This is a genomic window from Pseudomonas ulcerans (assembly GCF_036324125.1).
Taxonomy (GTDB): Bacteria; Pseudomonadota; Gammaproteobacteria; order Pseudomonadales; family Pseudomonadaceae; genus Aquipseudomonas; species Aquipseudomonas ulcerans.
The window spans coordinates 1-25705 of sequence record NZ_JAZDQN010000047.1 but is presented as its reverse complement, the minus strand read 5'-3'; the positions used below and the strand labels follow the sequence as shown (position 1 = coordinate 25705).

The 25705-nt window shown below is 66.1% G+C and carries 22 protein-coding genes; 11 read left to right on the top strand and 11 right to left on the bottom strand.

Annotation, left to right across the window (positions count from 1 at the left end; all coding sequences use genetic code 11):
* The first annotated feature begins 23 nt into the window (after window positions 1-23).
* Window positions 24-1073, top strand: a complete 1050-nt coding sequence (locus tag V0R59_RS27340; protein WP_330077341.1) for an NAD(P)-dependent alcohol dehydrogenase — start codon at window positions 24-26, stop codon at window positions 1071-1073.
* A gap of 91 nt (window positions 1074-1164) precedes the next feature.
* Window positions 1165-1554, top strand: a complete 390-nt coding sequence (locus tag V0R59_RS27335; RefSeq protein ID WP_330077342.1) for a GFA family protein — start codon at window positions 1165-1167, stop codon at window positions 1552-1554.
* A 5-nt stretch (window positions 1555-1559) separates the two neighbouring features.
* Here the strand turns inward: V0R59_RS27335 and V0R59_RS27330 are convergent, their stop codons facing one another.
* Window positions 1560-2165: a LysE family translocator gene (locus tag V0R59_RS27330; RefSeq protein WP_330077343.1), complete on the bottom strand. Its 606-nt coding sequence runs from the start codon at window positions 2163-2165 to the stop codon at window positions 1560-1562.
* Window positions 2166-2250: 85 nt separating this feature from the next.
* Window positions 2251-3747 carry an MFS transporter gene (locus tag V0R59_RS27325; RefSeq protein ID WP_330077368.1) on the bottom strand — a complete coding sequence of 499 codons (1497 nt, stop codon included), beginning with the start codon at window positions 3745-3747 and terminating at the stop codon, window positions 2251-2253.
* Between the two features lie 110 nt (window positions 3748-3857).
* Between V0R59_RS27325 and V0R59_RS27320 the strand changes: the two genes are divergently transcribed.
* Window positions 3858-4736, top strand: a complete 879-nt coding sequence (locus V0R59_RS27320; protein ID WP_330077344.1) for a LysR family transcriptional regulator — start codon at window positions 3858-3860, stop codon at window positions 4734-4736.
* Here V0R59_RS27320 and V0R59_RS27315 read toward each other — a convergent pair.
* Both V0R59_RS27315 and V0R59_RS27310 read right to left on the bottom strand, forming a co-directional pair.
* Window positions 4733-8230, bottom strand: a complete 3498-nt coding sequence (locus V0R59_RS27315; RefSeq protein WP_330077345.1) for a hypothetical protein — start codon at window positions 8228-8230, stop codon at window positions 4733-4735. The two genes, V0R59_RS27320 and V0R59_RS27315, sit on opposite strands and share 4 nt — an antisense overlap.
* Before the next feature lie 104 nt (window positions 8231-8334).
* Window positions 8335-8736, bottom strand: a complete 402-nt coding sequence (locus tag V0R59_RS27310) for a MerR family transcriptional regulator (protein ID WP_330077346.1) — start codon at window positions 8734-8736, stop codon at window positions 8335-8337.
* A gap of 76 nt (window positions 8737-8812) precedes the next feature.
* On the opposite strand from V0R59_RS27310, the gene V0R59_RS27305 reads away from it, so the two are divergent.
* Window positions 8813-10060, top strand: a complete 1248-nt coding sequence (locus V0R59_RS27305; protein ID WP_330077347.1) for an NADH:flavin oxidoreductase/NADH oxidase family protein — start codon at window positions 8813-8815, stop codon at window positions 10058-10060.
* On the opposite strand, the gene V0R59_RS27300 is transcribed toward V0R59_RS27305, so the two are convergent.
* The 3 genes from V0R59_RS27300 to V0R59_RS27290 are packed head-to-tail and all read right to left on the bottom strand — an operon-like array spanning window position 10041 to window position 11787.
* Window positions 10041-10589 carry a hypothetical protein gene (locus tag V0R59_RS27300; RefSeq protein WP_330077348.1) on the bottom strand — a complete coding sequence of 183 codons (549 nt, stop codon included), beginning with the start codon at window positions 10587-10589 and terminating at the stop codon, window positions 10041-10043. The two genes, V0R59_RS27305 and V0R59_RS27300, sit on opposite strands and share 20 nt — an antisense overlap.
* The gene (locus V0R59_RS27295) at window positions 10586-11110 is read right to left on the bottom strand and encodes a hypothetical protein (RefSeq protein WP_330077349.1); all 525 of its coding nucleotides are present in this window, start codon (window positions 11108-11110) and stop codon (window positions 10586-10588) included. The genes V0R59_RS27300 and V0R59_RS27295 overlap by 4 nt, the downstream gene beginning before the upstream one ends.
* Window positions 11107-11787, bottom strand: coding sequence for a hypothetical protein (locus V0R59_RS27290; protein WP_330077350.1), 681 nt, complete (start codon window positions 11785-11787; stop codon window positions 11107-11109). The genes V0R59_RS27295 and V0R59_RS27290 overlap by 4 nt, the downstream gene beginning before the upstream one ends.
* Window positions 11788-12065: 278 nt before the next feature.
* On the opposite strand from V0R59_RS27290, the gene V0R59_RS27285 reads away from it, so the two are divergent.
* The 3 genes from V0R59_RS27285 (at window position 12066) to V0R59_RS27275 (ending at window position 15754) form a co-directional block, all read left to right on the top strand.
* The gene (locus V0R59_RS27285; RefSeq protein WP_330077351.1) at window positions 12066-13121 is read left to right on the top strand and encodes a Rieske 2Fe-2S domain-containing protein; all 1056 of its coding nucleotides are present in this window, start codon (window positions 12066-12068) and stop codon (window positions 13119-13121) included.
* 12 nt (window positions 13122-13133) lie between these two features.
* Complete coding sequence (locus V0R59_RS27280) at window positions 13134-14489, top strand: FAD-dependent oxidoreductase (protein ID WP_330077352.1); 1356 nt, start codon at window positions 13134-13136, stop codon at window positions 14487-14489.
* Window positions 14490-14815: 326 nt separating this feature from the next.
* Window positions 14816-15754: a LysR family transcriptional regulator gene (locus tag V0R59_RS27275; RefSeq protein ID WP_330077353.1), complete on the top strand. Its 939-nt coding sequence runs from the start codon at window positions 14816-14818 to the stop codon at window positions 15752-15754.
* Window positions 15755-15774: 20 nt separating this feature from the next.
* Here the strand turns inward: V0R59_RS27275 and V0R59_RS27270 are convergent, their stop codons facing one another.
* Window positions 15775-16881, bottom strand: a complete 1107-nt coding sequence (locus V0R59_RS27270) for an HNH endonuclease (protein WP_330077354.1) — start codon at window positions 16879-16881, stop codon at window positions 15775-15777.
* A gap of 292 nt (window positions 16882-17173) precedes the next feature.
* On the opposite strand from V0R59_RS27270, the gene V0R59_RS27265 reads away from it, so the two are divergent.
* Genes V0R59_RS27265 through V0R59_RS27250 form a run of 4 tightly spaced genes read left to right on the top strand, consistent with a single transcriptional unit; the run spans window position 17174 to window position 21189 of the window.
* Window positions 17174-18763, top strand: a complete 1590-nt coding sequence (locus V0R59_RS27265) for an FAD-binding protein (protein ID WP_330077355.1) — start codon at window positions 17174-17176, stop codon at window positions 18761-18763.
* Complete coding sequence (locus V0R59_RS27260) at window positions 18760-19140, top strand: 4Fe-4S dicluster domain-containing protein (protein ID WP_330077356.1); 381 nt, start codon at window positions 18760-18762, stop codon at window positions 19138-19140. Before V0R59_RS27265 ends, V0R59_RS27260 begins: the two co-directional genes overlap by 4 nt.
* Window positions 19133-19825 (top strand): peroxiredoxin-like family protein, encoded by a 693-nt coding sequence (locus V0R59_RS27255; RefSeq protein WP_330077357.1) that lies wholly within the window; start codon window positions 19133-19135, stop codon window positions 19823-19825. Before V0R59_RS27260 ends, V0R59_RS27255 begins: the two co-directional genes overlap by 8 nt.
* Before the next feature lie 32 nt (window positions 19826-19857).
* Entirely contained in the window at window positions 19858-21189 is a 1332-nt protein-coding gene (locus V0R59_RS27250; protein WP_330077358.1) for an LLM class flavin-dependent oxidoreductase, read from the top strand.
* Here the strand turns inward: V0R59_RS27250 and V0R59_RS27245 are convergent.
* From V0R59_RS27245 to V0R59_RS27235, 3 genes are all read right to left on the bottom strand, one after another.
* Entirely contained in the window at window positions 21186-22361 is a 1176-nt protein-coding gene (locus V0R59_RS27245) for a ShlB/FhaC/HecB family hemolysin secretion/activation protein (RefSeq protein ID WP_330077359.1), read from the bottom strand. The genes V0R59_RS27250 and V0R59_RS27245 overlap by 4 nt on opposite strands.
* Window positions 22362-22640: 279 nt before the next feature.
* On the bottom strand, window positions 22641-24293 hold the full coding sequence (locus tag V0R59_RS27240; protein ID WP_330077360.1) for a ShlB/FhaC/HecB family hemolysin secretion/activation protein: 1653 nt from the start codon (window positions 24291-24293) through the stop codon (window positions 22641-22643).
* 3 nt (window positions 24294-24296) lie between these two features.
* On the bottom strand, window positions 24297-25705 hold a 1409-nt coding region (locus V0R59_RS27235; protein WP_330105848.1), incomplete at its 5' end, for a YDG domain-containing protein.

The window sequence follows — 25705 nt, the reverse complement described above, 5'->3', positions numbered from 1 at the left end:
TCCACCGCTTCGAGGAATGTCCCATGCAAGTCATCGCCTATGGCGCCCACGCCAGCGACCAGCCGCTTGAGCCGCTGACCATCACCCGCCGCGAACCCGGTGCCCACGATGTGCGGATCGACATCGCCTACTGCGGCATCTGCCACTCCGACCTGCACCAGGTGCGCTCGGAATGGGAAGGCACCCAGTACCCCTGCGTGCCCGGCCATGAAATCGTCGGCCGCGTGGCCAGCGTCGGCGGCCATGTCAGCGGCTTCAAGGTCGGCGACCTGGTGGGTGTCGGCTGCATCGTCGACAGCTGCAAGCACTGCGCCGACTGCGACAAGGGCCTGGAGAACTACTGCGACGGCATGATCGGCACCTACAACTTCCCGACCCCGGACGCGCCCGGCTGGACCCTGGGCGGCTATTCGCAACAGATCGTCGTGCACGAACGCTACGTGCTGCGCATCAAGCATCCGGCCGCGCAACTGGCAGCGGTCGCCCCGCTGCTCTGCGCCGGCATCACCACCTGGTCGCCGCTGCGCACCTGGGGTGCCGGGCCGGGCAAGAAGGTCGGCGTGGTCGGTATCGGTGGCCTGGGCCATATGGGCATCAAGCTGGCCCATGCCCTGAGCGCCCACGTGGTGGCGTTCACCACGTCCGAGTCCAAGCGTGAAGCGGCGCTGGAGCTGGGTGCCGACGAGGTCGTGGTGTCGCGCAATCCGCAGGAAATGGCGGCCCATGGCAAGTCCTTCGACCTGATCCTCAACACCGTCGCCGCGCCCCACGACCTGGATGCCTTCCTGGTCCTGCTCAAGCGCGACGGCACCCTGGCCCTGGTCGGCGCACCGGCCAGCAATCACCCGTCGCCGAACGTGTTCAACCTGATCATGAAGCGCCGCAGCATCGCCGGCTCGATGATCGGTGGCATTCCCGAGACCCAGGAAATGCTGGATTTCTGTGCCGAGCACGGGATCGTCGCGGACATCGAGCTGGTCCGCGCCGACGAGATCAACCAGAGCTACGAGCGCATGCTCAAGGGTGAGGTGAAGTACCGGTTCGTGATCGACAACTCGACGCTGGCGGGCTGATCGATCGCAGCGCGGCCGCAGGGATCGCAACCGAACCCTGCGCCCCGCGCACAGTCCCAAGACCATCACCCCACACTACGAGGTGCCGGTCATGACCCCGATCAAAGGCGGATGCCTGTGCGGCAACGTCCGCTTCCAAGCCACCGGCCAACCCTACCGGGTCGGCCTCTGCCACTGCCTGGATTGCCGCAAGCACGTGGGTTCGCTGTTCAATGGCTCGGCGATCTTCCCGCAGGCTGCGGTGAGCATCAGCGGCCAGACCGCCGACTACCAGGGCCGCGTCTTCTGCCCCACCTGCGGCTCGCCGGTACTCTCGCGCAGCGGTGACGAGATCGAGATCAACCTGGGGGCCCTGGACCATCCCGACCAGTTCAAGCCGACCTATGAACTGTGGACGATCCGTCGCGAGCGCTGGCTGCCGGACTTCGGCCTGAAGCGCTTCGATCGCGACCGTCCTGCCAGGACCCGAAGCGAGGACTGAGGTGCTCAGCGCACCGGCAGCAATGCTCCGAACAGCACGAAGAAGCCGCCACAGACCTTGTTGAAACGCCGCCCGGTGCGCGCCAGCCATGGCCGCACCCGGTGCGCGGCGTTGACCACCAGGCACTCGACAAAGAACTCCACCACCGCGTAGGTCAGCGCGATCACCGCGGTCTGCACCAGCACATTGCGTTGCGGATCGAGAAACGGCGGGATAAACGCGGTGAACAAAAGCAACGCTTTCGGATTCGACACCGCCGACAACAAGCCCTGGCGAAACAGCGAAGCATTGCTGGAACGCGCCTCGACCACCATGTCCAGGCTCATCGGCGCCGAGCGCCACAGGCTGATGCCCAGCCAGATCAGATAGACGCCACCAAGGATCTTCAACCCGAAGAACAGGGTGACCGAAGCCTGGATCAGCGCGCCCAGGCCCAGCACGCACAGGGCGATGATGGCCATGAAGCCGAGCACACCGCCCGTCACCGTGAACAGCGCCCGCCGGTTGCCGTGCAGGGCACCGTGGGTCAGCACCAGCAAGGCGTTGGGCCCGGGGACCACCGCGATGCCGAAGCAGGTGAGGACTAGCAGCAACCAGGTTTCGAACTGCATGGACAAGGCTCCGGAGACCAATCAATCAGGGCCGCATCATCGCGCGCAACGGCCCCTTGAGAGAAACGCATAATGCGCAAGGATTCTATTCGCTAATCGAATGCTTCGATCCGCTTTCCAAGGCGAACCGGCGGACCAGCACCGCGCCCAGCAGCAACAAGCCCGCGCACACCGCCATCACCACCAGGAAGGCACCGTCGAACGCGCCCTTCGCTGTCTCGATCAACGCCGTGGCCTGGGCCGGCTCCAGGTGCCGAGCGGCAATCAGCGCCTCGTCCAGGCTGTCCTTGACCCTGGCCTCGACCGCCACGCGCTGCAGCGCCATCGCCGTGCTGTACACCGCCGACAGCACGCTGCCGAGCAAGGCCACGCCGACGGCACCACCGAACTCGTAGCAGACCTCCTCGATGGACGCCGCCATTCCCGCCTGCTCTGCCGGCACGCTGCCCATGATGGTGCTCGATGCCGCCGTGAAGGTCGCGCCGATACCGACGCCCAGCGCCGTCAGCGTAAGCGCCTGCACCAGGGTGCTGGCATCGTGCACCAGCAGATAAAGGCCCATGCCGGTCCCCGACAGCAGCAATCCCGCCGACAACACGTTCTTCGCCCCTGCCCGTGGTAGCGCCAGCCCCGCCAATGGCCCGGCGACGAAGGCAGCCAGTGGCAGCGGCAGGATGAACAGCGCGGCTTCCAGCGGCGACAGGCCCAGCACCAGTTGCAGGCGCTGGCTGAACACCAGCTCCATGCCGATCAGGGTCGCGGCGGCGATCACCGCTGCCGCCACCGCCGAGGAAAAGGTGCGGTTGCGGAAAATCGCGAAATCGATCAAGGGATGCTCGCTGCGGCGCTGGCGACGCACGAACAGCACGGCGAACAGGAGGCCGATCAGCAACGCCGCCAGGGCCGCCGTGAACGATGCCTCGCGCTTGCCGACCTCCTTGATCGCATAGGCGAAACCGATCAGGCAGACCATCACTTGCAGCGAACCGACCAGGTCCCACTGGCGTTCGCGGCGCACCACCGACACCGGCACGTAGCGCAGGGTCATGAGCAAGGCGACCAGCACCACCGGCACATTGATCAGGAACACCGAGCCCCACCAGAAATGCTCCAGCAGCACCCCGCCCACCACCGGGCCGAGGGCCGCGCCACCCGACGCCACGGCGGCCCAGACGCCGATGGCGAAGGCCTGTTCGCGCTCGTCGGCGAAGGTCAGGCGGATGATCGACAGCGTGGCCGGCATCATCATCGCCGCGCCGATGGCCAATACCCCGCGGGCACCGATCAACAGTGCCGAACTGCTGGAATACGCTGCCGCCAGGGACGCCAGGCCGAACACCACCAGGCCCCAGATGAACAGCGTGCGGTGCCCGAGCCGGTCGCCCAGGGTGCCCATGCCCAACAGCAGGCCGGCGCAGACCAGCGAGTAGATATTGATGATCCAGAGCTTTTCCGAGGCGCTGGCCGATAGCGCTTCGGTCAGCAGCGGCAGCGCCGTGTAGAGCACGGTCATGTCGATGACGATCAGCAGCAGCGCACTGGACACCACCGCCAGTACCAGCCAGCGCCGGTAGCCTGCCATTCCCGTATCGAGGGTCATGATTCCTGTCCTTTCCCAACTGAAAAATCGTGGGGCGGATTTTCCATCGGTGATAGGGTTGAATAAAGATAGGAACCATCGGAGATACCGATATGAGTTTTTCCCCCGACTCGCTCGAAGCCTTTGTCCAGGCCGCCAGCCTCGGCAGTTTCAGTGCCGCCGCACGCAGACTGAGCAAAAGCCAGTCGACCATCAGCGAGGCGATCTCGCGGCTGGAGATCGACCTGGGGGTCGCGCTGTTCGACCGCAGCGCCAAGCTGCCGGTGCTCACCGATGCCGGCAGCGCCCTGCTGCTCCAGGCGCAAGACGTACTGGCGGCTTCCCAGCGCTTGCGCCAGGCCGCCGACCTGCTGCACGCCGGGGTCGAGTCGCGGCTGACCCTGGTCATCTCCGATGCCTACGATTCGCCGGATTTCCAGGCCCATATGGTCAGGCTCGGCGAGCGTTACCCGGAACTGGAGTTCGAGTGCGTGTTCGCCGAGTACAGCGATGCGCTGAATCTGGTGCGCACCGGTCGTGCGGCACTCGGCATCCTGCCCTCGGAGCCCGGTTACCCGCCGGAAATCGGCCACGTGACCCTGGCCGAGCAGGCCGAGTTCGCCCTCTACGTGGCCAAGGAGCACGCCCTGGCCGGGACCACGCCGCTGAGCCAGGAGGTACTGGCCGGCTACCGCGCCCTGCGTCTCAACACCCTCGACGACTCGCCGCAGCGTGGCCTGTTCCAGATCGCCCGGCAGCGCAGCTGGTCGGCGCCGAGCTACCTGATCCTCATGGAGCTGGCCACCCAGGGCTTCGGCTGGGCGATCCTGCCGCGCTGGATGGTGCGCACCTATGCTGCGCGGATGCTGGTGGAACTGGACATGCCGGGCTGGCCGCGGCGCTATCCACTGGACCTGGTGTGGTCGCAGCAGCGCTCGCTGGGGCCGGCCGGGGCGTGGTTGCGGGACGCCTTGATGGCCGAAGGTCGCTAAGCCCCGGAACTTTCCCTGGACTTCATGGGGCGTAACCAGTCATAGGTTTCAAGGTCCTCGCGGGCGCTCACGGCGGCATCCAGCAGCGGACGAAGGGGCGCCAGGTCCGCCTCGTTCAATTGCACCCGGCAAGCGTAGAAAAACCTGCCCACATGCCGAGACTTTCTCGCACAACCGACCCAGCGCACAACCAACAAGGTCCAGCGCTCGTGTAGCGTCGCGGGCAACATCGGCAAGCGGCACAGGACGCCCTGCAATACATAGCTGTCACTGCTGTTCCCCGGCCCCTGCTCCAGCAGCGAAAGCCCCTCCTCGGCCAGCGCCAGCCAGCGCGTCAGCGGCACGGTCGTAACCTTGAGCAAGCGCGCGATGATGAAGCTACGTTCCGGATCCTCGCTGCGAGCCTTCAGCCACTGTTCGGCGCGAGCGATCACATCCGCTGCATACTCCGCATCGGACGACGCAGAGCTTGCCTCCAACATCCCTTCAAGCACATAACTCGCATCCTCGCGCTCGGCGTACAGGTCCAGCCAGACGATCGCCAGCCGAACGATCCGGCTCCGCTGGTCCAAGGGCAGCTTGCGCCAACGCAACAGCGGTGGCAGGACATAGCCAGCCTGAACCTGGACCGCGTTATCGGCAAACGCCAGCCAGCGCAAGGCCGCCGCCAGGACGTCCTGCTCCGCCGCAGCGAACTCCACAGGCTGCCACTTGAGCAAGAGGTGCAGAACGTAGCCGATTTCCTGCGAAGCTTGATTGTCACGCTGCGCCAGCCAGGCCAAGGACTGGCTCACCACCACAGGCGCATGCTCACCCAACTGCCAGCGCTCCCATTCGAGCAGCGCGCTCAGTACCCAATGCACACCGGTCTCGACCGCATGGAGGGCGGTCCAGTGCAGCGCAGCATCCAGTACCCTGTTCCGGTGGTCGCCTAGACGCTTCATTCCCCAGCGCAACAGGGGTGGCAGCATGAACCGGCCGACCGCATACGACTCCGCAAAGCGCTCCAGCCAGGCGACCGCGCTGGCCAGCACCTTGTCGCCCTGTTCACCCAGTCGCTCGGGCGCCCAGGCCAACAGCGGCGGCAATACGCGGTTCTGTTCCTGCTGCTGCGACTGTTCGAGCCAGCTTAGCGCCAAGGCCAGGACTCGCGGTTGGTCGCCCCCCAGACGGCGTTCATCCCATTCCAGCAGGGATGCGAAAACGAACTGCGCTTGCCTGTCGGTTCCATGCTGGCCGAGCCAGCGCAGCGCGGCGCCAATAACCGCGCCCTCTCGACCTTCCAATAGCTCTTCGCTCCAGCCCAGCAAGGGAGAAAGCACGAAACCCGCGGAACGGTCGGCGCCGTGACGCGCCAGCCAGTGCATCGTGCTGTCGACCACACTTTCGCGCTGTGCCCCCAGGTTCGCACGCTTATCCAGCAGCGGGCCAAGGATGAACGACGCCACCACCCGGTTGCCGTTGTCCGCGAGCCAGTCCAGCGCAGGCTGCAGCAAGCTGTCGCCAGGAAGGCTTTTCAGTCCGCGATGGATGAAATGACGCGCTTCCAGCAGGGAGCCATTGCGTTCGAGCCAGGGTGCAACCAACTCAGCCCACACTGACTCGGCAGTCTCGCGCCATGGTCGGTAATCGAGCAGCGAGCCCAAGGCGTAGGCCACCACCCCCGGATTTTCCTTGCTCAGCGCCTGGCCGAGAGTCGCGGCCTGGGTCTGCAGCCAGGCTCTGGTGGAAGTCTCGATGCTCGCCTTGTCTGCTTTCGGCAGCACGCCCTCACCGCTGAGACGGCCCAGGCTGCGCGCGAAACGCCCCAAGGGGCGCCCCTGCCCGGCGCTGACGAGAAGGTCGGCCATGACACGGTCCGGGTGTTTGAGCATCTGCCTGAGAATCTCGTCCGCGATGGCATCGTGGGGTGTTCGATAGCTGTCGCCGTCGACCTCGATCCAACCGTCGTTTTCCAGCGTCTGCAGGATCCACGCAACCTGTGCTTGCTCGCCTTGCAGCGTGCATTCGATCACTTGGGGCAACTCGTCCGCCGGAAACGGGCACACCGCCAGCGCGGCAGCCACGGCGATCAGTTGGCGAGAGGGCGCCGCCGGCATTTCCCAGCGCGACGCCGCCTGCCATTGCGGAAACATCCCCGCTTCGCTCTGGCGTCGGCGCAACCAGCCCAACAGGTCGTCCGGTTGCGGAATGTTGTCCAGCTGAGCGCGCAACTCCCCGGCCACTGCCAACCGTTCCAGCGCCTGGGCGATGAACATGGCAATGATGGGACGCGGGCCGCAATGCCTCTGCACTGCCTCCTGTCCGATCTGGGCAATGGCGGTAGGGCAAAGCCGTGCCTCGATACTGGCGGTCACGCGCTTGCGCTGTTCCGCGTCGGGGCGCATCAACACGCTCCTGAACAACTCGCTGCTCTTCAATCGCTCCAGCGATTCGCTCGAACCGCTTGGCCGGGCATTGGTCAGCAGGTGCAATCGCACACCTCGCTCCAGGGCCTCGGGCAGCAGGGTATTGCGCCAGTAAAGGGCATCGAAGTTGGCCAGCTGGTCGATGTAGTCGATCAGCACCAGGGTGTCGTTGGAAGAGCTCAAGAGCATGGGCGCCGCTTCGGCGAGGTCCACTTCCTGCTCCGAGGGCCGCAGGTGCAGGACCCTCCAGCGCCGTTTCAGCGCCAGCTCCGCGACCTCGTGCAAGGTACGGGTCTTGCCGATGCCGCCCTCACCCTCCAGCAGCAGGTTTTCACCCCGCGCCAGGGCATCGAGCAGCACCTTCGGATGCGCAGGATCGTCGTCAGGTGGCGTGATGAACGACAGGTTCTCTTCCAGCAGATAGGTCTGGAAACTCAACTGGCCGCGACGCGGTGCATCGCGCAACTGCTTGCACAGCCCCAGATGATCGATCCACTGTGCCGGCTGCACGCCCCGCCAGTGATCGCAGAGCAGCACCTGGGTATTTAACCAGGCGCGCAGGTCCGACCAATCCCACACACGGATCTGCTGCGGATCGAGGGGAGGACGCTGCGCCGCCGGCAAGCCAGCGAAGAAGTCGCGGATTTCCTTCTGCAGATCATTCCGCGCCTGCTGATTGGGAAAGCGCGCGCTGATGCAGTACAGATAGGCACGCGCCTGGCGCCACGGCTCATAGAGGCCGGGCCAGCCATCGCCGGCCTGTTTCAATAGCTTCTTTTTGACCGCCGCCCAGCCACGGGCAATGTTCGCCGAGGTCTGGGGCAAGTCGTCATCGTGGTGCTTGCACTCGACCAAGAGCGGAAAGCAGAAACCGTTGAACTGGCCATCGGCACGCGCCGCCTCGGTCACCCAGGCATCGATCGAACCGTCCCGGCCAGCCGTGGAGGCCACGTGCGCGTCGGCCAGGAAGTGACCGTGCAGGGCATCCCCGAGCAATTGCTGGAAAGCATCGCTGGCCAGGATGAACTGCTTGCTTCGTGCACCGCTCCAGGCCTGGGGGGCAAATTGCTCGGGAAACAGATGCATGTCCGTGTACATCACTCATGGCGGGCGAAAGGCCGTAATGGTAATGGATCCAGGCCAGCAAGTGGAGCAATTGGCCAGCACTCACGAACGGGATCGTTGCCCGCTCAGGTCCGCAGCCGCTCCAGCACCCGCTGCGCGTTGCCCACGCAATCCTGCCCCTGTGGCGGGTTCTCGATCCCCACGATCGCCACCAGCAACTGCGCCTTGTTCCGCGCCAGGCGCTGCTGCAGTACCTCGATTTCCTCGACCTTGCGCTTCAACCCGGCCAGCAGTTCCTCGTGCTGCCAGCCGCCACTGGACACCGGCAGCAGGCTGCGAATCTCGTCGAGGGAAAACCCGGCACTCTGCGCCCCGGTGATGATCTCCAGCATCCACAGCACCTCCGGCCCGTAGCTGCGGTAGCCATTGCCCGTACGCTCCACGGCGGTGAGCAATCCCCTGGACTCGTAGAAACGGATGCTCGACGCCGTCAGCCCACTGCGCCTGGCCAGTTCGCCAATCTTCATGATCCTCTCCAAAGTGCTTGACCTTAAAGTTCACTTTAAACCTAAGGTTGGCCCACGACCAACCGAGGTGTGCCCCATGAACCTGTTCGATCCCCTGACCCTGCCCAACGGCGCGATCATCCCCAACCGCCTGGCCAAGGCGGCCATGGAAGAAAACATGGCCGACGCCGAGCATGCGCCCTCCCCTCGGCTGATCCGCCTCTACCAGGCCTGGGCCGAGGGCGGCGCCGGCCTGCTGATCAGCGGCAACGTGATGATCGACGGCCGGGCCATGACCGGTCCCGGCGGCGTGGTGCTGGAGGATGATCGTCAGTTGCAGCGTTTCCGCCAGTGGGCGCAAACCGGACGTGCCCATGGCGCGCGCTTCTGGCTGCAGCTCAACCACCCCGGTCGGCAGATGCCCGCCAACCTTGGCCAACCGACCTGGGCGCCATCGGCGGTAGCACTGGCGCTGGGCAACATGTCCAGGCACTTCGCCCTGCCACGGGCCATGGACGACGGGATGATCGCCGAGGTGATCCAGCGCTTCGCCAGCAGCGCCCGCCTCGCCGAACAGGCCGGCTTCGACGGCGTGCAGATCCATGCCGCCCACGGCTACCTGCTCAGCCAGTTCCTTTCGCCCCTGAGCAACCAGCGCAGCGACCAATGGGGCGGCACGCTGGACAACCGCGCCCGCTTGTTGCTGGAAGTGGTCAAGGCCGTGCGGGCGGTGGTCTCGCCATCCTTTGCCGTGGCGGTGAAGCTCAATTCCGCGGATTTCCAGCGTGGCGGCTTCAGCGCCGAGGATGCCCGCGAGGTGCTGCTGCGCCTCAACGAACTGGCGGTGGACCTGGTGGAACTGTCTGGCGGCAGCTACGAAGCGCCGGCCATGCAGGGCGACGCCCGTGATGGCCGGACCCTGGCCCGGGAAGCCTACTTCATTGATTTCGCCCGAGACCTGCACGCCGTGGCGCGGATGCCGCTGATGGTCACCGGCGGCATCCGCCGCCAGCCGGTGGCCGAACAGGTGATTGCCTCAGGCGTAGCCATGGCCGGCATCGGCACTGCCCTGGCCCTCGAACCCCACTTGCCCCGACACTGGCGCGAAGGCCGCGACAGCGCCCCGGCGCTGCGGCCGATCACCTGGAGGAACAAGGTGCTGGCGTCGCTGGGGAACATGGCGGCGGTGAAGTTTCAGTTGCGCCGGTTGAGCCGGGGCAAGGCGCCCGTCCCGCAGGTAGCACCAGGCTGGGCATTGCTTCTGCAACAACTGGCCACCGCCCGCCAGGCGCGGCGTTATCGGCGCTGGATGGAGCAGCGCGGCATCAGCTTTCCGGCGCAGTGACCGTCGACTCGTCGACATGGGGGATCAACGCGCTGGCTTCCAGGTCGCGCATCAGCTCGGTGAGCATCTGTCGCCGGTTCTCGGTGTTGGGCGGCGGCACGTACCAGGCAGCGACTCCGGTGCCTTCCCGGCGGTAGGTGAACGTGCGCAACAACTTGCCGTCCTTGAACACCTTGCCTTCAAGGTTCTGCACATAGCCGTAGGGCACGGGCAAAGTCAGCAAGGTGATCGCATTCAAGGCCACCAGCACGCCCGCGCCTTTGCCTGGCGGCTCGCTGATCACCAGGCCGTAACCCTTGCGCGCCCAGCCATGGTCGGTGAACGAGAACGCACCGGAGCTCTTCACCGCCGTCACCAGCAGGTCACGCTCGGCAACATCCAGGCGGGTGTAGCTACGGGGCACCACCATCAGGCTCATGGGCACATAGGGTTTTTCCGCGTGATAGCCCAGCGGCTTCATCGAAGGGTTGCAGCCCGCCAGCAGCGACAGCCCGACCGCGAGCGACCCGACCTTGAGCAGCACATTCATCGACGAGCCTCCTGCGACGGCTCGGCGAGGCTTGCTGCCTGCATGTCGCGGGCGAAAGCACGCGCCACCCTGCGGATGTTTTCCTGGCGCTCGGGAATGCCGAGATCCAGCAGCCAGGAATACTTGGTCATGTAGTTCTCGTAGCGATAGCGGTTGAGCACCTTGCCGTCGCGCATCACGGTGAACTCTGCCTTGGTATCCATGTCGTTCTGGATCGGCAGGAGGAACAGCGTTGCGGCGCTGAGGAGCAGTACCGGCGCCGGAGCGACCTTGCGCTGGGCGTCGAGCTTGACCATCACCTGGGTCTCGTCCTGTGCTGCCGAGCCACTCTCGACCTTGCTGAACACACCGCTCTGGCGCAGATAGTTGCGCAATTCGGAGCTGTGCTCCAGCGAGTCCACCATGACCGTTATGGGCGGCAGGTAATCCTGTCCGGTCTTGATCTGCGGGTCGGGCAAGGTCTGGGTGCCGGCGCAGCCGCCGAGCAGCAGGCCGGCGACGAGGATCAGGGGCTTGTTCATTGCTTGCTTTCCTTGCTGATGGCGGCATCGGCGGCCGCGCGGGTCGTGGTCGAAGGCACGACGAAGGGAAACGCCGGCGCCAGATCCAGATTCATGGCCTGCAGCGTTGGCAGGACCGAGTTGTAGCGGCGAGCGATGGCCTCGTCCCGCGACTGCTGGTCACCGTGAAAGAACAGGCAGGCGGCAGTGCCCAGGCAACGCGAGCGGAACTCGCCAATGTAGTACGCCTTGCCCGGCTCCAGGCGCAGGGGCACGAGGAACTGCTCGCGGGCCTGGAGCGAGCGGAAGCTGCTGTTGTAGCCGGTCCAGAAGAACTGGAAGTCGTAGAACTCGTAGTCACCCGGCTTGAGCGGCATGACGAAAACGCTGGCCTCACCCGGCGGTGCGGCCTTGTCGCTGCTGGGTGAGTCCTCGATGTCCTTGGGCGTGTGGGCGACTTCGGCATGCCCCCACCACGCGGCCGCGCCATATTGCGATCCGCGCTCGCGCAGGAGAATACGCTGGTTGGTATACGCAGCGTCGCGACCGAGGGGGCCGATGCTGCCGACCAGGTAGGCGACCGGGCCGCCCGCCGTGGGTTGCAGGGGCTCGCTGACGAGACTGGAGGATTGGGCGGCGCAGCCGGTGATCAGGGCAACAGGTAACAGACGTGCAAATGCACGGATGAATCCAGGCATGAAAGGTCCTTGGGGTGAAATGCGTTCCTTCGATGACCGCGACAGCGAAACAGCCGGGACAAAGTTCCTGCCCGTCGCGCGGCAAGGATCATATAGGCAATGCCGCCGGACTCGCCAGTGCTCATGCGCCAACGCACATGGCAACCATGCGTTCCACGCCATGGGTCGCAGCTGCTGGCCTCGCTAGCATGGCCGGGCAATGCAAGGTCACGCGGTCGAGGCAAGCGACCGCCACGCCGCGTTGCTCCCGTGTCAGCCAATGCCAGGAGAAAAACAACATGAACAGCCCCGCCATTGCGTGCCAGGACATCACCTGGAACCCCATCACCCGAACCAGCACCTTCACCCCGCAGGACCGCGAGATCCTCACCCGCCACTGGCACCCCGTGGCCTTCTCGGCGGAGGTGACCGACAAGCCCCATGCCGTGATCCTGCTCGACGAACCGGTAGTCCTCTACCGTACCGGCGAGCGCATCAACGCCGCCCGTGACATCTGCAGCCACCGCGGTGCGCCGCTGAGCAAGGGCTGGGTGCAGGGCGACAACATCATCTGCCCGTACCACGGCCTGCATTTCGGCACCAACGGCCGCTGTACACGGATCCCCTCCGAGCCCAACGCCAACCTCACCGAGCGACATCGCATCCAGATCTACCAGGCCCGCGAGGAATACGGCCTGGTCTGGGTATTGATGGCCGGCGACAGCGCGCCCTTCGCCGAGATGCCGACCTGGCACGACAGCAGCTTCCAGCGCATCCTGCCGCCGGCCATCGATATCGCCGCCTCGGCGGGACGCCAGGTCGAGGGCTTCATCGATGTCGCCCACTTCGCCTGGATCCACCATGAAGCCTTCGCCGAACGCGACAATCCGGTGGTGCCGACCTACAAGGCCGAGGTGACGCCGTATGGCGTGCATGCCGAGTACGTCAGCAATGTCAGCAACTTCCCCAAGGCCTTGCAGCACCGCGCGCCGGACGACTTCCTGTGGACGCGCACCTTCGATGTCTTCGCGCCGTTCACCGCGCGGCTCAGCGTCGACTTCCCCAGCCCGGGCGAACGCCTGGTGATCCTCAACGCCGCCAGCCCGATCTCGGCGCGCAAGACCCGCATGTTCTGCGCCATCACCCGCAATTTCGACCAGGACCTGCCGCTGGCGGACGTCTACGCCTTCAACCAGCAGGTGTTCGAGGAAGACCGCGACATCGTCGAGCTGTGCCGCCCGGAAGACCTGCCACTGGACCTGTCCCTGGAAATCCACATTCCCGCCGACCGCTCTTCCACCGCCTACCGCCGCGCCTTGAGCGCCCTCGGCCTGGGCCGGGCCTTTACCAGCTAAGGAGGACGCGCCATGTACAAGTGGGAATGCCTGGTATGCGGCTTCTTCTACGACGAGGCCCTGGGCCGGCCGGAGGACGGTATCGCCGCCGGCACGCGCTGGGAGGATGTGCCGGAGGACTGGTACTGCCCGGAATGCGGGGTGGGCAAGGCGGATTTCGAGATGGTTCGCCTGCCCCAGGATGCCGTGGAAAAACAGCCTGCGGCGCAGCCCGACCCCGTGGTCATCCTTGGCTCAGGTCTCGCCGGCTACACCGTGGCCCGTGAGCTGCGCAAGCTCGGCCGTGAGACGCCGATCCTGATCGTCACCCGTGACGGCGGCGAGTTCTACTCCAAGCCGGCGCTGTCCAACGCCTGCCAGACCGGGCGCCTGCCCGAACAACTGGTGACCGCCAGCGCCGAGCAGATGGCGGAGCAACTGCAGGCGCGGGTCATGACCTGGAGCGAGGTCGAGCGGATCGATACCGAGGCGCGGGTGGTACATATCGCCGGCCAGCCGCAGCGCTACGGCGCGCTGGTTCTGGCGCTGGGGGCGGATGCCCGGCGGGCGGCCCTGGAGGGTGATGGCGCGGACGCGATCGTCACCGTCAACGACCTGGAGGACTACCGCCGCTGGCGCGGACGCATCGGCACGGCCAGCCGCATCGCCATCCTGGGTGCCGGGCTGATCGGCTGCGAGTTCGCCAACGACCTGCGGCATGCCGGGCACGAGGTCTGCGTGGTCGACCGCGCCACCTGGCCGTTGAGCCGCCTGCTTCCGGAGCAAGCCGGCCAGGCGATGGCGGATGCCCTGGCCGCCATCGGCGTGCGCCTGGCGCTGGGCAACAGGCCGGTGGCGGTGTTCCGGCACGGGGACGGTTATCGCCTGCAACTGGCGGACGCACGGACGGTCGAGGTGGATTACGTGCTGTGCGCCATCGGTCTTGAACCGCGGGTCGCCCTGGCCCGCGCCGCAGGGCTCGACGTGGCGGGCGGGATCGTCACCGATGCGTACCTGCGCACCAGCGCGGCGGATGTCTATGCCCTGGGCGACTGCGCGCAGGTGCATGACCTGGTGCTGCCCTACGTGGCGCCGATCATGCTCCAGGCCCGGGCGCTGGCGCAGACCCTGGCCGGCCGGCCGACGGCGGTCGCCTACCCGGCGATGCCGGTGACCATCAAGACCAGCGTGCTGCCGACCGTGGTGGCCTCGCCGCTGGACAGCGGCGGGCTGTGGTCGACGCGGCTGGCGGCGCCGTGCGACAAGGGCATCGCCAGTGTCAGGTCGCTGTATCACGACGCCGACAGCCGGATGCTCGGGTTCGTGCTGATGGGGGCGGCGGTGCAGGAGAAAGCGGAATTGCTCAAGGGATTGCCGGATTGGCGCTAGGCGGGTGCGTCGCTATATAGTCTTATATATATCGATTTGAAGCTGATGGCCTCATCGTTGCGTGGGTATCTATACATCTTGGATGTGCCACAACGCGGTCGGTGTAGGAGCGGATTTATCCGCGATCGGCGGCGAAGCCGTCGTAAATCCTGAGCCCCGGTTTTTCCTGATTCACCGGGGAGGCAGGTTTTATGGCCGCTTCGCGCCCAATCGCGGATAAATCCGCTCCCACAGGGTTCGCATGGGCTTGATTGAGATGTGTAGATACCCATGCTCATCAGCATCGACATCATTGCCAATGACCTACCAGACCACCGAGCCCCCCAGTGCCCAGCAACCTCCCCAACTGCGACGCCCAGCTGATCCGCACCCTGCACACCCTGCTCAGCGAATGCAGCGTGTCGCGCACCGCCGACCTGCTGGGCCAGACCCAGCCCGCCATCAGCGTCGCCCTGCGCCGCCTGCGCGAGCTGACCGGCGATCCGCTGCTGGTACGCAGTGGCCGCGGCATGGTCCTCACCACCCACGGCCAGAGCCTGATCGAACCCGCCTCCCGCGCCCTCGCCAGTATCGAGCAGATCCTCCACCCCATCGACCGCTTCGACCCGGCCACCACCCGCCAGACCTTCCGCATCAGCACCCCGGACTACCTCAGCGTGTTCTTCGTCCCGGCCATCGTCGAGCGCTTCAACGCCCAGGCGCCCTGCGCCACCCTGGAACTGACCCACCTGCAAGCGGAGGGCGGCTACGCCAAGGGCCTGGAGGACGGCCACCTGGACCTGGTGATCGGCAACTGGCGGACACCGGCCGAACACCTGCACCTGCAACCCCTGTGCGATGACGACCTGGTCTGCCTGCTGCGCGAAGAACACCCGATCCCGCCGGGCGGCCTGACCCGCGACGCCTACAACGCCGCCGACCACCTCGCGGTGATGACCCACAACGCCAGCGGCCACGGCACTATCGGCGACGAGCTGGCCGGCAACGGCCTGGCCCGGCGGGTGACCACGACCCTGCCCTACTTCTGCATCGCGCCCTACGTGCTGGTGAAGTCGAACCTGCTGTTCACCACCACGCGCTCGTTCGCCAAGCACTACAGCGAGTTGCTGGCGCTGCGCATCGAGCCGTTTCCAGTGGAGGTGCAGCCGTTGCGCTATTACCAGCTGTGGCATGCGCGCAAGCACCGCTCGCAGGCGTCGCGGTGGTTGCGCGGGGTGGTACTGGAGGCGGCGCGTAGCCTGGGCCGGATCGCCCAGTACAAGTGACAAGGGGTTAGCAAACGCACCTAGCGCTGGAACACATGTTCCTCGTGATAAGCCAGATACTGCGCCAGTTCGCCCGGCATGAACCGCAACGCTTGCGGCAGCCCCAGCGCCTGGCGATGCCCGGCATCGAGCCAGCGCGATACCAGCATGTCGCCGTTCTGGTCGAAGCTGATCAGCCCGCGATAGAACAGCACATCCAGGTTCGCCGCCAGCAGCAACCCATTGCTGCTGTCCAGACGCTCCGCCGCACTCGACGCGGCCCACGGTTTGATATGCGAAGCCCGCAGCACCTCGGTGCAGGCCAGCCCGGTGACCGCGCACGCGCCACCCCAGATCCCCAGCAGGTCTTCGCGGAACTTGCCGCGACCACGTCGCGTCAGGATCGTGGTAAGCAGGTCGGCCACCGGCTCGTTGCCTTCCAGCAGCGCATCGCGATCCGAGGCCACCACTGGCTCGGTCGGCGCACAGTGGATGGCATCGATCAGCCGTACCCATTTCTCGCCACGCTGGCCTTCGGGAATGGCATCCATGATCCGTCCCACCAGGGCCAGGTCCAGCTCGGTCAGGGTGCCGGGCAGGTCCGGCAGCTTCTGCTTGCCGATCAGGGTGCGGGGGTCGAGGGTCACGGGTTCGTCGAACCACCAGAAGTATTCTTCCGGACAGATCCAGCTGGGGATGCGGTGCAGGTTCTGCTTCCAGCCACGGATGAAATGATGGCGGTCGTCTTCGTGGATCCGTCGCACCTTGGTGACAGCCCAGGCTTCTTCCCAGAGGTCCTGCAGGGCCAGCTTCTCCACCAGTTCCTGGCGTTGCGGCTGCAGGCGCTCATCGAACAGGCCGACGGCATTGCCGGCGATGCCCACCAGTTGCTGGATGCCGTTGTGGGTGGCGGTCATGAAGACGAAGGTCTGGCCGGCATTCTCCACCAGCGGCGCACTGCCCAGGCCGTCGGTGTGGAAGATCCGGTAGCGCTGGTTGCCCTGGCGCAGGAGCAGGCGCGGCGAGTTGTTCCATTCCTCATGGCCGTAGCCGTTTTCCTTGGCATAGCCACTGGTGGCGAAGCCGCCCGACGGTGCGGTATAGCCATTGGTGTTCCAGAAAACCGGCTTTTGTACGAATAACGCCATTTAACCTTTCATCCTTGTGTCAGCCACCTGTTGGATCGTGGGGTCTCGTTGTGCGCCGATGATATCAAAAAGACAGCTACCGATCCGCCCTACCATGCCCACATGAGACAAGCATCATAAAATAATTAATTTTGATTTTAAGATCCGTATAGATACACAAATCACATAATTAGCTTAGAACCAAAAAGCCTTTCCCAGCCCATGCTGGCAAGGCATATCGTCTGTTCCAGACCCGACCCCACTCCCGGCGGAGGCCGTCCCCCAACGACCTCGCCAAGGAGTGTGCCCCTTCATGATTCCCCTGTTTCACAACGCCCCCGCCCCGCTCCACCTGGACGCTGACGTACTGGTGATCGGCGGCGGCCTGGCCGGCACCTGGGCGGCGGTGGCCGCGGCGCGCGAAGGCGCCAGGGTGGTGCTCGCCGAAAAAGGCTACTGCGGCACCAGCGGCGTGACCGCCACCGCCGGCCCCGGCCACTGGTGGGTGCCACCGGAACAACGCGCCAACGCCGTCGACAAGCGCGTGGCCAGCGCGGCTGGCCTGGGCGATGCGCGCTGGATGGCGCGGATCCTCGACACCACCTGGCACTCCCTGCCGCAGCTGGACCGCCTCTACCGATTCCCCGACGACGAGCAGGGCCGCAAGCAGTACCGCGCCCTTCGCGGCCCGGAGTACCTGCGTGCCATGCGCCAGCTGGCCGTGGAACACCAGGTCACCCTGCTCGACCAGAGCCCGGCCCTGGAGCTGCTGCAAAGCGAAAGCGGCCACCTCGCCGGCGCCCGCGGCTGGCAACGCCAGGCGGGGCGCGAATGGCAGGTGAAGGCTGGGGCGGTAGTGCTCGCCACTGGCGGTTGCGGCTTCGCGTCGCGCCTGCTGGGCAGCCACACCAACACCGGCGATGGCTACCTGATGGGCGTCGAAGCCGGCGCCGAGCTGTCCGGCATGGAGTTCTCCAGCTATTACTGCATCGCCCCGGCCGGCAGCACCATGACCCGCTCGATGGTCTATACCTTCGGCCGCTACTTCGATGCCGCCGGGCGCGAACTGGAGATCCCACAAGGTCCCGGCTTCAATGACGCCCTCGCCCGGGCCCTGCTGCAAGGCCCGGTGTTGTGCCGGCTCGACCGCATTCCCGACGACATCCGCACCCGCCTGCCCCAGGTGCAACCGAACCTGATGCTGCCCTTCGACCGCCTGGGCATCGATCCGTACCGCGACAAATTCCCGGTCACCCTGCATGGCGAAGGCACCATCCGCGGCATCGGCGGCCTGCGGGTGGTCGATGACGATTGCCAGACCACCGCCCCCGGCCTCTTCACCGCTGGAGACGCCGCGAGTCGCGAGGCGGTGACCGGGGCGATTTCCGGCGGCGGCGCGGTGAACTCGTCCTGGGCCCTGTCCAGCGGGCAATGGGCCGGTGCAGGCGCGGCACGGTATGCCCTGGCCCGGCGCGGAACCCGTACTGCGATACGTAACGTGGCACGTTACGGAGTCCTGCCCATCGGCACGCCAGGTCACGATCACCGCGACACGGTCCGGGCGGTGCAGGACGAACTGCACCCCTACGACAAGAACCTGTTCCGCAGCGGCACCCGCCTGCAGCGTTCGCTGGAAGTGCTCGACAACCACTGGGACCGCCTGCGCAGCCAGCGCAGCGTTGCCGACCCCACCGCGCTGCTGCGCTGGCGCGAGACCGCCGCCCTGCTGGCCAGCGCCCGCTGGTGCTACGCAAGCGCCCTGGCACGCAAGGAAAGCCGCGGCATCCACCAGCGCGAGGATGCACCCACGCAGTCGCCACGCTTCGATGCCCACCTGCGCAGCGGAGGTTTCGATACGCCCTGGGTTCGACACGACCCGGTACGCGCGGAGGTCCCGGCATGATCGAACTGATCTTCAGCGAACGCTGCAGCGCTTGCGCCCGTTGCGTCACGGTCTGCCCGAGCAACGTCCTCGCCATCGGCGCCGACGGCAAGCCGCGCATCGCCGACCAGGCCGCCTGCCAGACCTGCTTCATGTGCGAACTGTACTGCCCGGGCGACGCCCTCTACGTCCACCCGGACTGCGAACGCCCGACCAACCCCGACCCGGCGCGGATCCTCGCCAGCGGCCTGCTCGGCCAGTACCGCCGCGACTCCGGCTGGGACGAATTCGCCGACGACCCGCGCTACAGCAACCAGCACTGGCGCATGGAGGGCATCTTCGCCCTCGCCCGCGAGCTGGCCACCCCTTCCCCCGTCACAGGATCCCGCCATGAGTGAATCCCTCAACCACCTGCTCGCCGAACTGCACGCCGAGCGGCAGCGCACCTGGGCCCCGGAGGCCCTGCAAGTGAATATCGACCAGCGAAAGCGCCTGGTGGATGAAGCCGATCCGCAGCGCTTCATCAAGGCCGGCGACATCGTCGAGCCCTTCAGCCTACTCAAGGTCGAAGGCGGCAGCCTCGACCTCGACCAGTTGCTGGCCAACGGCCCGGCGGTGCTGGTGTTCTTCCGCTTCGCCGGCTGCCCGGCCTGCAACATCGCCATCCCCTATTACCAGCGCAACCTGCAGCCCGCCCTGCAACGCCGCGGCGTGCCGCTGGTGGCGATCAGCCCCCAGGTGCCGGAGCGGCTGCTGGAGATCAAGGACAAGCACCAGCTGACCCTGCAGGTCGCCAGCGACCCGGACAACACCCTCGGCCGGCGCTTCGGCGTGCTCTACAGCTTCGACGAGGCCTCGCGCCAGGCGGCCCTGGCCAAGGGCAGCAGCATCGGCGAAGTCACCGGCACCGGGACCTGGGAACTGCCGCAACCCACGGTGGTGGTGATCGGCCGCGACCGCCGCGTGCACTTCGCCCAGGTCAGCCCGGACTGGCTGGTGCGCAGCGAAGCGCAGCCGATCATCGACGCGGTGGACGCCGCACTGGATGCCGACAGCTTGCTGGTACGCCACGCCTGGGCTTGATTCCCCCGACTTCTCCCTAGAGGACCCACACCATGAGCACACGGCAATTGCACCTTGGCGCCATCCTCACCGGCGTCGGCACCGACCCGCAGGAATGGCTGGACCCGGAGATCCCCGGCACCGCCAGCATCGATATCGACTGGTACAAGCAGCAGGCCCGCGCGGCCGAGGCGGCGAAGTTCGACTTCGTCTTCATCGTCGACAGCCCCTACATCACCCCGGACTCGGCGCCGCACTTCCTCAATCGCCTTGAGCCCCTGACCCTGCTCTCGGCCCTGGCTGGCGCCACGGACAGGATCGGCCTGGTGGCGACCCTGACCACCTCCTACACCGAACCCTTCAACGTTGCCCGACAGTTCGCCTCGCTGGACCAGATCAGCCATGGCCGCGCCGGCTGGAACGTGGTCACCACCGGGCTGGAAGGCGCTGCCGGCAACTTCGGTCGCGAGCAACATATCGACCATGGCGAGCGCTACCGCCGCGCCCATGAGCATGTGGCGGTGGTCCAGGGGCTATGGGACTCCTACGAGGACGACGCCTTCCCCCGGGACCGGGCGAACAAGCGCTTCCTCGACCCCGCCAAGCAGCACCGCCTGGACCATCGCGGCGAATTCTTCTCGGTCACCGGGCCGCTGAACATCTCCCGCTCGGCCCAGGGCCAGCCGGTGATCTTCCAGGCTGGTGTGTCGGAGTCCGGCCGTGGCCTGGCCGCGCAGATCGCCGAAGGCATCTTCGCCGGCGTCGACAACTTCGAGGACGCCCGCGAGTACTACGCCGATATCAAGCGCCGTGCAGCCGCGGCCGGGCGTGATCCGGACCAGGTGCTGGTGTTCCCCGGCATCTCGCCGATCATCGCCGACAGCGACGAAGAGGCGCAGGCCCTGCTCAAGGCGCGGCATGGCGAGCTGGACCTGAAGAAAGCCCTGGTGCAACTGGGCCGGCCGTTCAACTACCACGATTTCGGCCAGTACGAACTGGACGCGCCATTCCCCGAACTGGGGGACCTGGGCAGCAATGGCTATCGCGGGCATGCCGAGAAGATCAAGCGGGTGGCGAAGGAACAGGGGCTGACCCTGCGCGAGACAGCCTTGCGCTTTGCCCGGCCCTTCACCGGTTTCGCCGGCTCGCCGGAAACCGTGGCCAACGAGATCGAGCGCTGGTTCCGCGAAGGTGCGGTGGATGGCTTCAATATCCATGTCGGCGCACCGGCGGCGTTTGCCCGGTTTACCGATGAGGTGCTGCCGATCCTGCGGGCACGGGGTCTGTTCAGGGAGGACTATGCCGGCAGGACCCTGAGGGATCACCTGGGGCTGGAGGTGCCGGTCAATCGATACCAGGCGGCACCGACAGAAGCCGTAGCCTAGAAAAAATACGCCAACTGCGCCCACACACGAGGCTGGCGCTCGCTGGCAGCCGCAGCCGGTTGCTCACCAAGCTTCCAGCCTGCCAGCGCACTGATGCTCCATGCCTGGGCCGACCAGCCGGCGCCCAGGCCTGCGGCAGACAGCCGGCGAGGCGCGGTATCGATGCTCAGGGCCGGTGCGTTCAGGCGCGCTTCGCCATGGTCGGCGAAGGTCACCAGGCGCCAGTTATCGGTCAGGGCGTAGCGCAACTCGGCGCTGGCCAGCCAGCCTCGGTCGCCGAAAGCCGCCGTCTGGTAGGTCGAGCGCGCGCCGAAGGCGCCGCCGATATACAGCCGTTGCGAGTCGTCCAGGTTGTCATCGCTCCATTGGCCCACGGCCCGCACGTACAGGGCCAGGCGCCCACCCAACTGCTGCAGACGCGCCAGCTTGACCCGCAGCACACTGAAATGCCCGGGATCGGACTGGCCAACCAATGACCAGGGCGCACCGTCGATATCCAGATGGCCCTCGCTCCAGCTCAACGTCAGGCTGCTCTCGGCCCCTTCGAGCAACCCATCCCGGACGCTGCCGGTCAGGCTGTAGTCGACCACACGGGAGCGCTTGTCACTGTCCATGCCCAGCAAGCCGATTTCGTCCTGCAGGTGCTTTTCGTCGTACTGCAACCGGGCCTTGAGGCTGAACCCCTGCCCTTGCAGCAGCGGCTGGATGATGAAGGCGCTGGCGGTACGGGTCGTGCCCTTGGCCGCCAGGATCTTCAGTTCGTCACCCAGTTCATAGGACAGGTCCGACGCCATGATCCCCGCGCGCGTCGACCAAGGCCCGATGCCCAGGTGATAAGCCGCCCAGTGGTAGTGCCCCTGCTCCGCCGAGCCCATGCTGCGCAGGCTGAGCAGGTCGCTGGAGGCCAGCACGCCACGCAGGTTGAGGGCAGTGGCCAGCCGCCCTTGGTCGTCATGCCCGCCAAAGTTGTCCAGCGCCACGCCGCCACTGAGGAACGGCATGGCCTCCAGGTTATCCGGCGGCTCATAGGAGGTGTCGCCCTGGGTCAGGCTGGTGGCGGACGGCAGGTCGGGCATCTGCTGGAACGGCAGCAGACCCTCCCCGTTGCCATTGGCAAAGCAGGCAAGAGGAAGCACGCAAAACGCGGACAACAGGCAGGACGCCAGGCGCATACAGGCAATACCGGGATGATGGTCGGAGGACGTGGCCCGGGCGGCGTCCCTGCATTCACCCTGGATTCGGCAAGATATGGCTTTGTGCCACTTTCGCGCAAGCACTGCCCGACAGCTAATACCTGTCAGGGGCCGCTCTGCGGCCCTTCGCGAGCAAGCTCGCTCCCACAGAGTTTGGCGCCGTGGGAGCGAGCTTGCTCGCGAAGGGCTGCAACGCAGCCCCAAATCGGTAATCAATTGGCTTACTGACCAGCACTAGTATTTCATCGCCGTACAGACCTAGAAGAACTTCACCACTTGCGCCCACACCCGCGGGCTGCGGTCGACATCGCTCTGCGGATCATCGTTGCCCAGCTTCCATGCGGCCACCGCATTGACCTGCCAGCCATACGCGGCCCAGCTTGCGCCGACACCCGCCGCCGACAGGCTGCGGTGGTTTTCACCGTTGCTCCAGGTGTCCTTGTTCAGGCGCACTTCACCGTGGTCGACGAAGGTACTCAGCTGCCAGGCATCGGTCAGCGCGTAGCGCAATTCGAGGTTGGCCAGCCAGCCCTGGTCGCCAGACGCCTCGCCCTGCGGATAGGCACGCACGCCGTAGGCGCCGCCGAGACTGATCTTTTCCGAGCTGTCCAGATTGCCGTCGGCCCACTGGCCTTGCAGTTGGCCATACAGGCTGAAACGCTCGGTCAGGCGTTGCAGGCGCACCAGGCTCGGGTTGAGCTTGTGGAAGCGGCCTTGCGTGCCAGCGGTCAGGTCGTCGATGGTCTGGTTCAACTGGCCGTCGATATTCAGGCTGCCCTGGCTCCAGGCCAGGGCGAAACTGTTCACCCCACCGCCAAGCAGGTTGTCGCGGCTGTTGCCGTTGAGGGTGGCGATGACCACCCGCGCGCGCTTGTCGCTCTTGCTGCCGAACAGGTCGATATCGTCCTTCAGGCGCTTGTCGTCGAACTGCACCTGGGCGTACAGGGAGAAATCGCGACTGCGTACCAGCGGCTGGATCGCGTACAGGCTGGCGATACGGGCATTGCCGTGGGCGTCGAGTTCGTCGAAATCCTTGGCCAGCTGGTAATCCATGTCCGAATAGGCCACGCCCACCTGGGTGGCCCAGGGGCCGACCGGCAACTGGTAGGCGATGCGGCCGTATTGCTGGTCCTCATCCGAGCCCATGGCCCGCAGGGTCAGGCGGTCGCCCAGGCCCAGCGGGCTGTTGACGTTGAGCGTGCCGCCCAGGCGGTATTCGCCGGTGAAGCGGTTGCCGTAGTTGTCGGCATCCACCGAACCGGACAGCAACGGGCCCGGCGTGACATCGACCAGCAGGTCGGTAGCACCGACCGAAGCGCCCGGCTTGAGCGTGGACTTCACCTCCACGCCCGGGGTGTCGGACAGCAGCAGCAGGCTGCGCTCCAGTTCGGCGGAGCGCACGGCATCGCCGCTCTTGAGCGCCGTGAGCGGTGCCAGGGCTGCGCCTGAAACCCGCGAGGTGTTGTTCAGGCCGACCTCACCGAAGCGGCCCTCCATCACGACAATCCGCACCACGCCGCCGTCGATCTCCTGCGCCGGAATGTACGCCCGGGCCAGCGGGTAGCCCCGCTCGCGGTACAGCCGGGTGATGCGGTTGGCACCGGCCTGCAGTTCACCGAGTGACACCGTGCGGCCTTGCAGGTCGCCGAGCAGAGGCAGCAGTTCGTCGCTGCCGATGGCGCCGTTGCCTTCCAGGGTGAAGCCGTTGACCTGCAGGCTGGGACCGCTGGCCGTCGCTGCGGCCGATGGCGTGTCGGGCAGGTTCAGCTCCAGGCGCTGCTTGCCAGGCAGTTGCAGCGGGAGCTGGTCGATGTTCTGTTGCGACTGGCCGGCGTCCGGCAAGGTGGCCGCCATCACCGACAGCGACAGCAGGGACAGGCCGCCGCCGATCAAAGAACGAACGAAACGCATGAATCAGATTCCTTCTGGCAGGCGGATGCCTTGGTTGACGACGTGCAGGTTGAGGCGCTCGTCGGACGGGTTGGTGATCAGCAGGTCGTGGCTCAGGCCCTGAGGTTCGCTAGCCTCTTGTGTGACCTGGCCCGATACGATCTGGCCGTTGGAGGCCAGTACGCCGAGGTAGTCCTGGTCCATCACCGGCAGGCTCGGCTCGCTCAGTGCAGGGAGCACGAACAAGATGCCGTTCTCGTACCGAATGGTGTAGTTGCTCAAGTCAGCACCGGTGGCGGCGCTGGCCACGATGGCATGCGAGCCGGCGGCGGCGCTGGCCGCTTCGCCGCTGCTGGCGAGGCTGACCGACGCCACGCTGTCGCCGGCGACCAGGCCACGGGTGCTGTAGCCATTCAAGGAGATGCTTTGCCCGGCCACCTTGCTGGCGTCATCGGCGGTAATGGTCAGTGCGGCCTTGGTGATATCGGCCTGGGTGCTGCTGGTGTCGCTGGCCAGGACGTAGTTGCCGGCATCGGCGCCGCCGAGGACGATCCCGGTGATGGCGACCGACTTGCCGTCGCCGGCGTTCCTGTCGGCGAAAGCGCCGTTGGCCGAGGTCACGCTCAGTTCGTCATTGCCGAAGCGGCCGCTGAAGCTCGCGCCAGCGGTGTTCAGGCTGGCATCGGTGGTGCCGTCATAGGTGCGGTTTTGCGCGGTGATGCCGGTTACGCCACTGATGCTCGCCTTGGCGATATCGGCGCTGCTGGCCGCAGAGGTGTCGAGCAGGGTGTAGTTGCCCGCGTCCGCACCTCCGAGGACGATCCCGCTGATCGCCACCGTCTTGCCGTTGCCAGCATTCTTGTCGGCGAACGCGCCGCTGGCCGAGGTCACGCTCAACTCGTCGTTGCCGAAGCGGCCGGTGAACGCGGCGGCGCCGGTGTTCAAAGCAGCATCGGTGGTGCCGTCGTAGGTGCGGTTCTGTGCGGTGATGCCGGTCACGCCACTGATGCTGGCCTTGGCGATATCGGCGCTGGCGGTCGCGGTGTCGTCGGCCAGCGTGTAGTTACCGGCGTCGGAGCCACCGAGGACGATATTGCCGACATTGACGATCTTGCCGTCGCCAGCATTCTTGTCGGCGAACGCGCCGCTGGCCGAGGTCACGCTCAGTTCGTCATTGCCGAAACGACCAGTGAACGCGGCAGCGCCAGTGTTCAGTCCAGCAGCGGTGGTGCCGTCATAAGTGCGGTTCTGCGCGGTGATTCCGGTTACGCCACTGATGCTGGCCTTGGCAATATCGGCGGTCGTGCTGGCGGTGCTGTCAGCCAGGGTGTAGTTGCCGGCGTCGGCGCCGCCCAAGACGATATTGCCGATGTTGACGGTCTTGCCGTCACCAGCGCTCTTGTCGGCGAAGGCTCCGCTGGCCGAGGCCACGC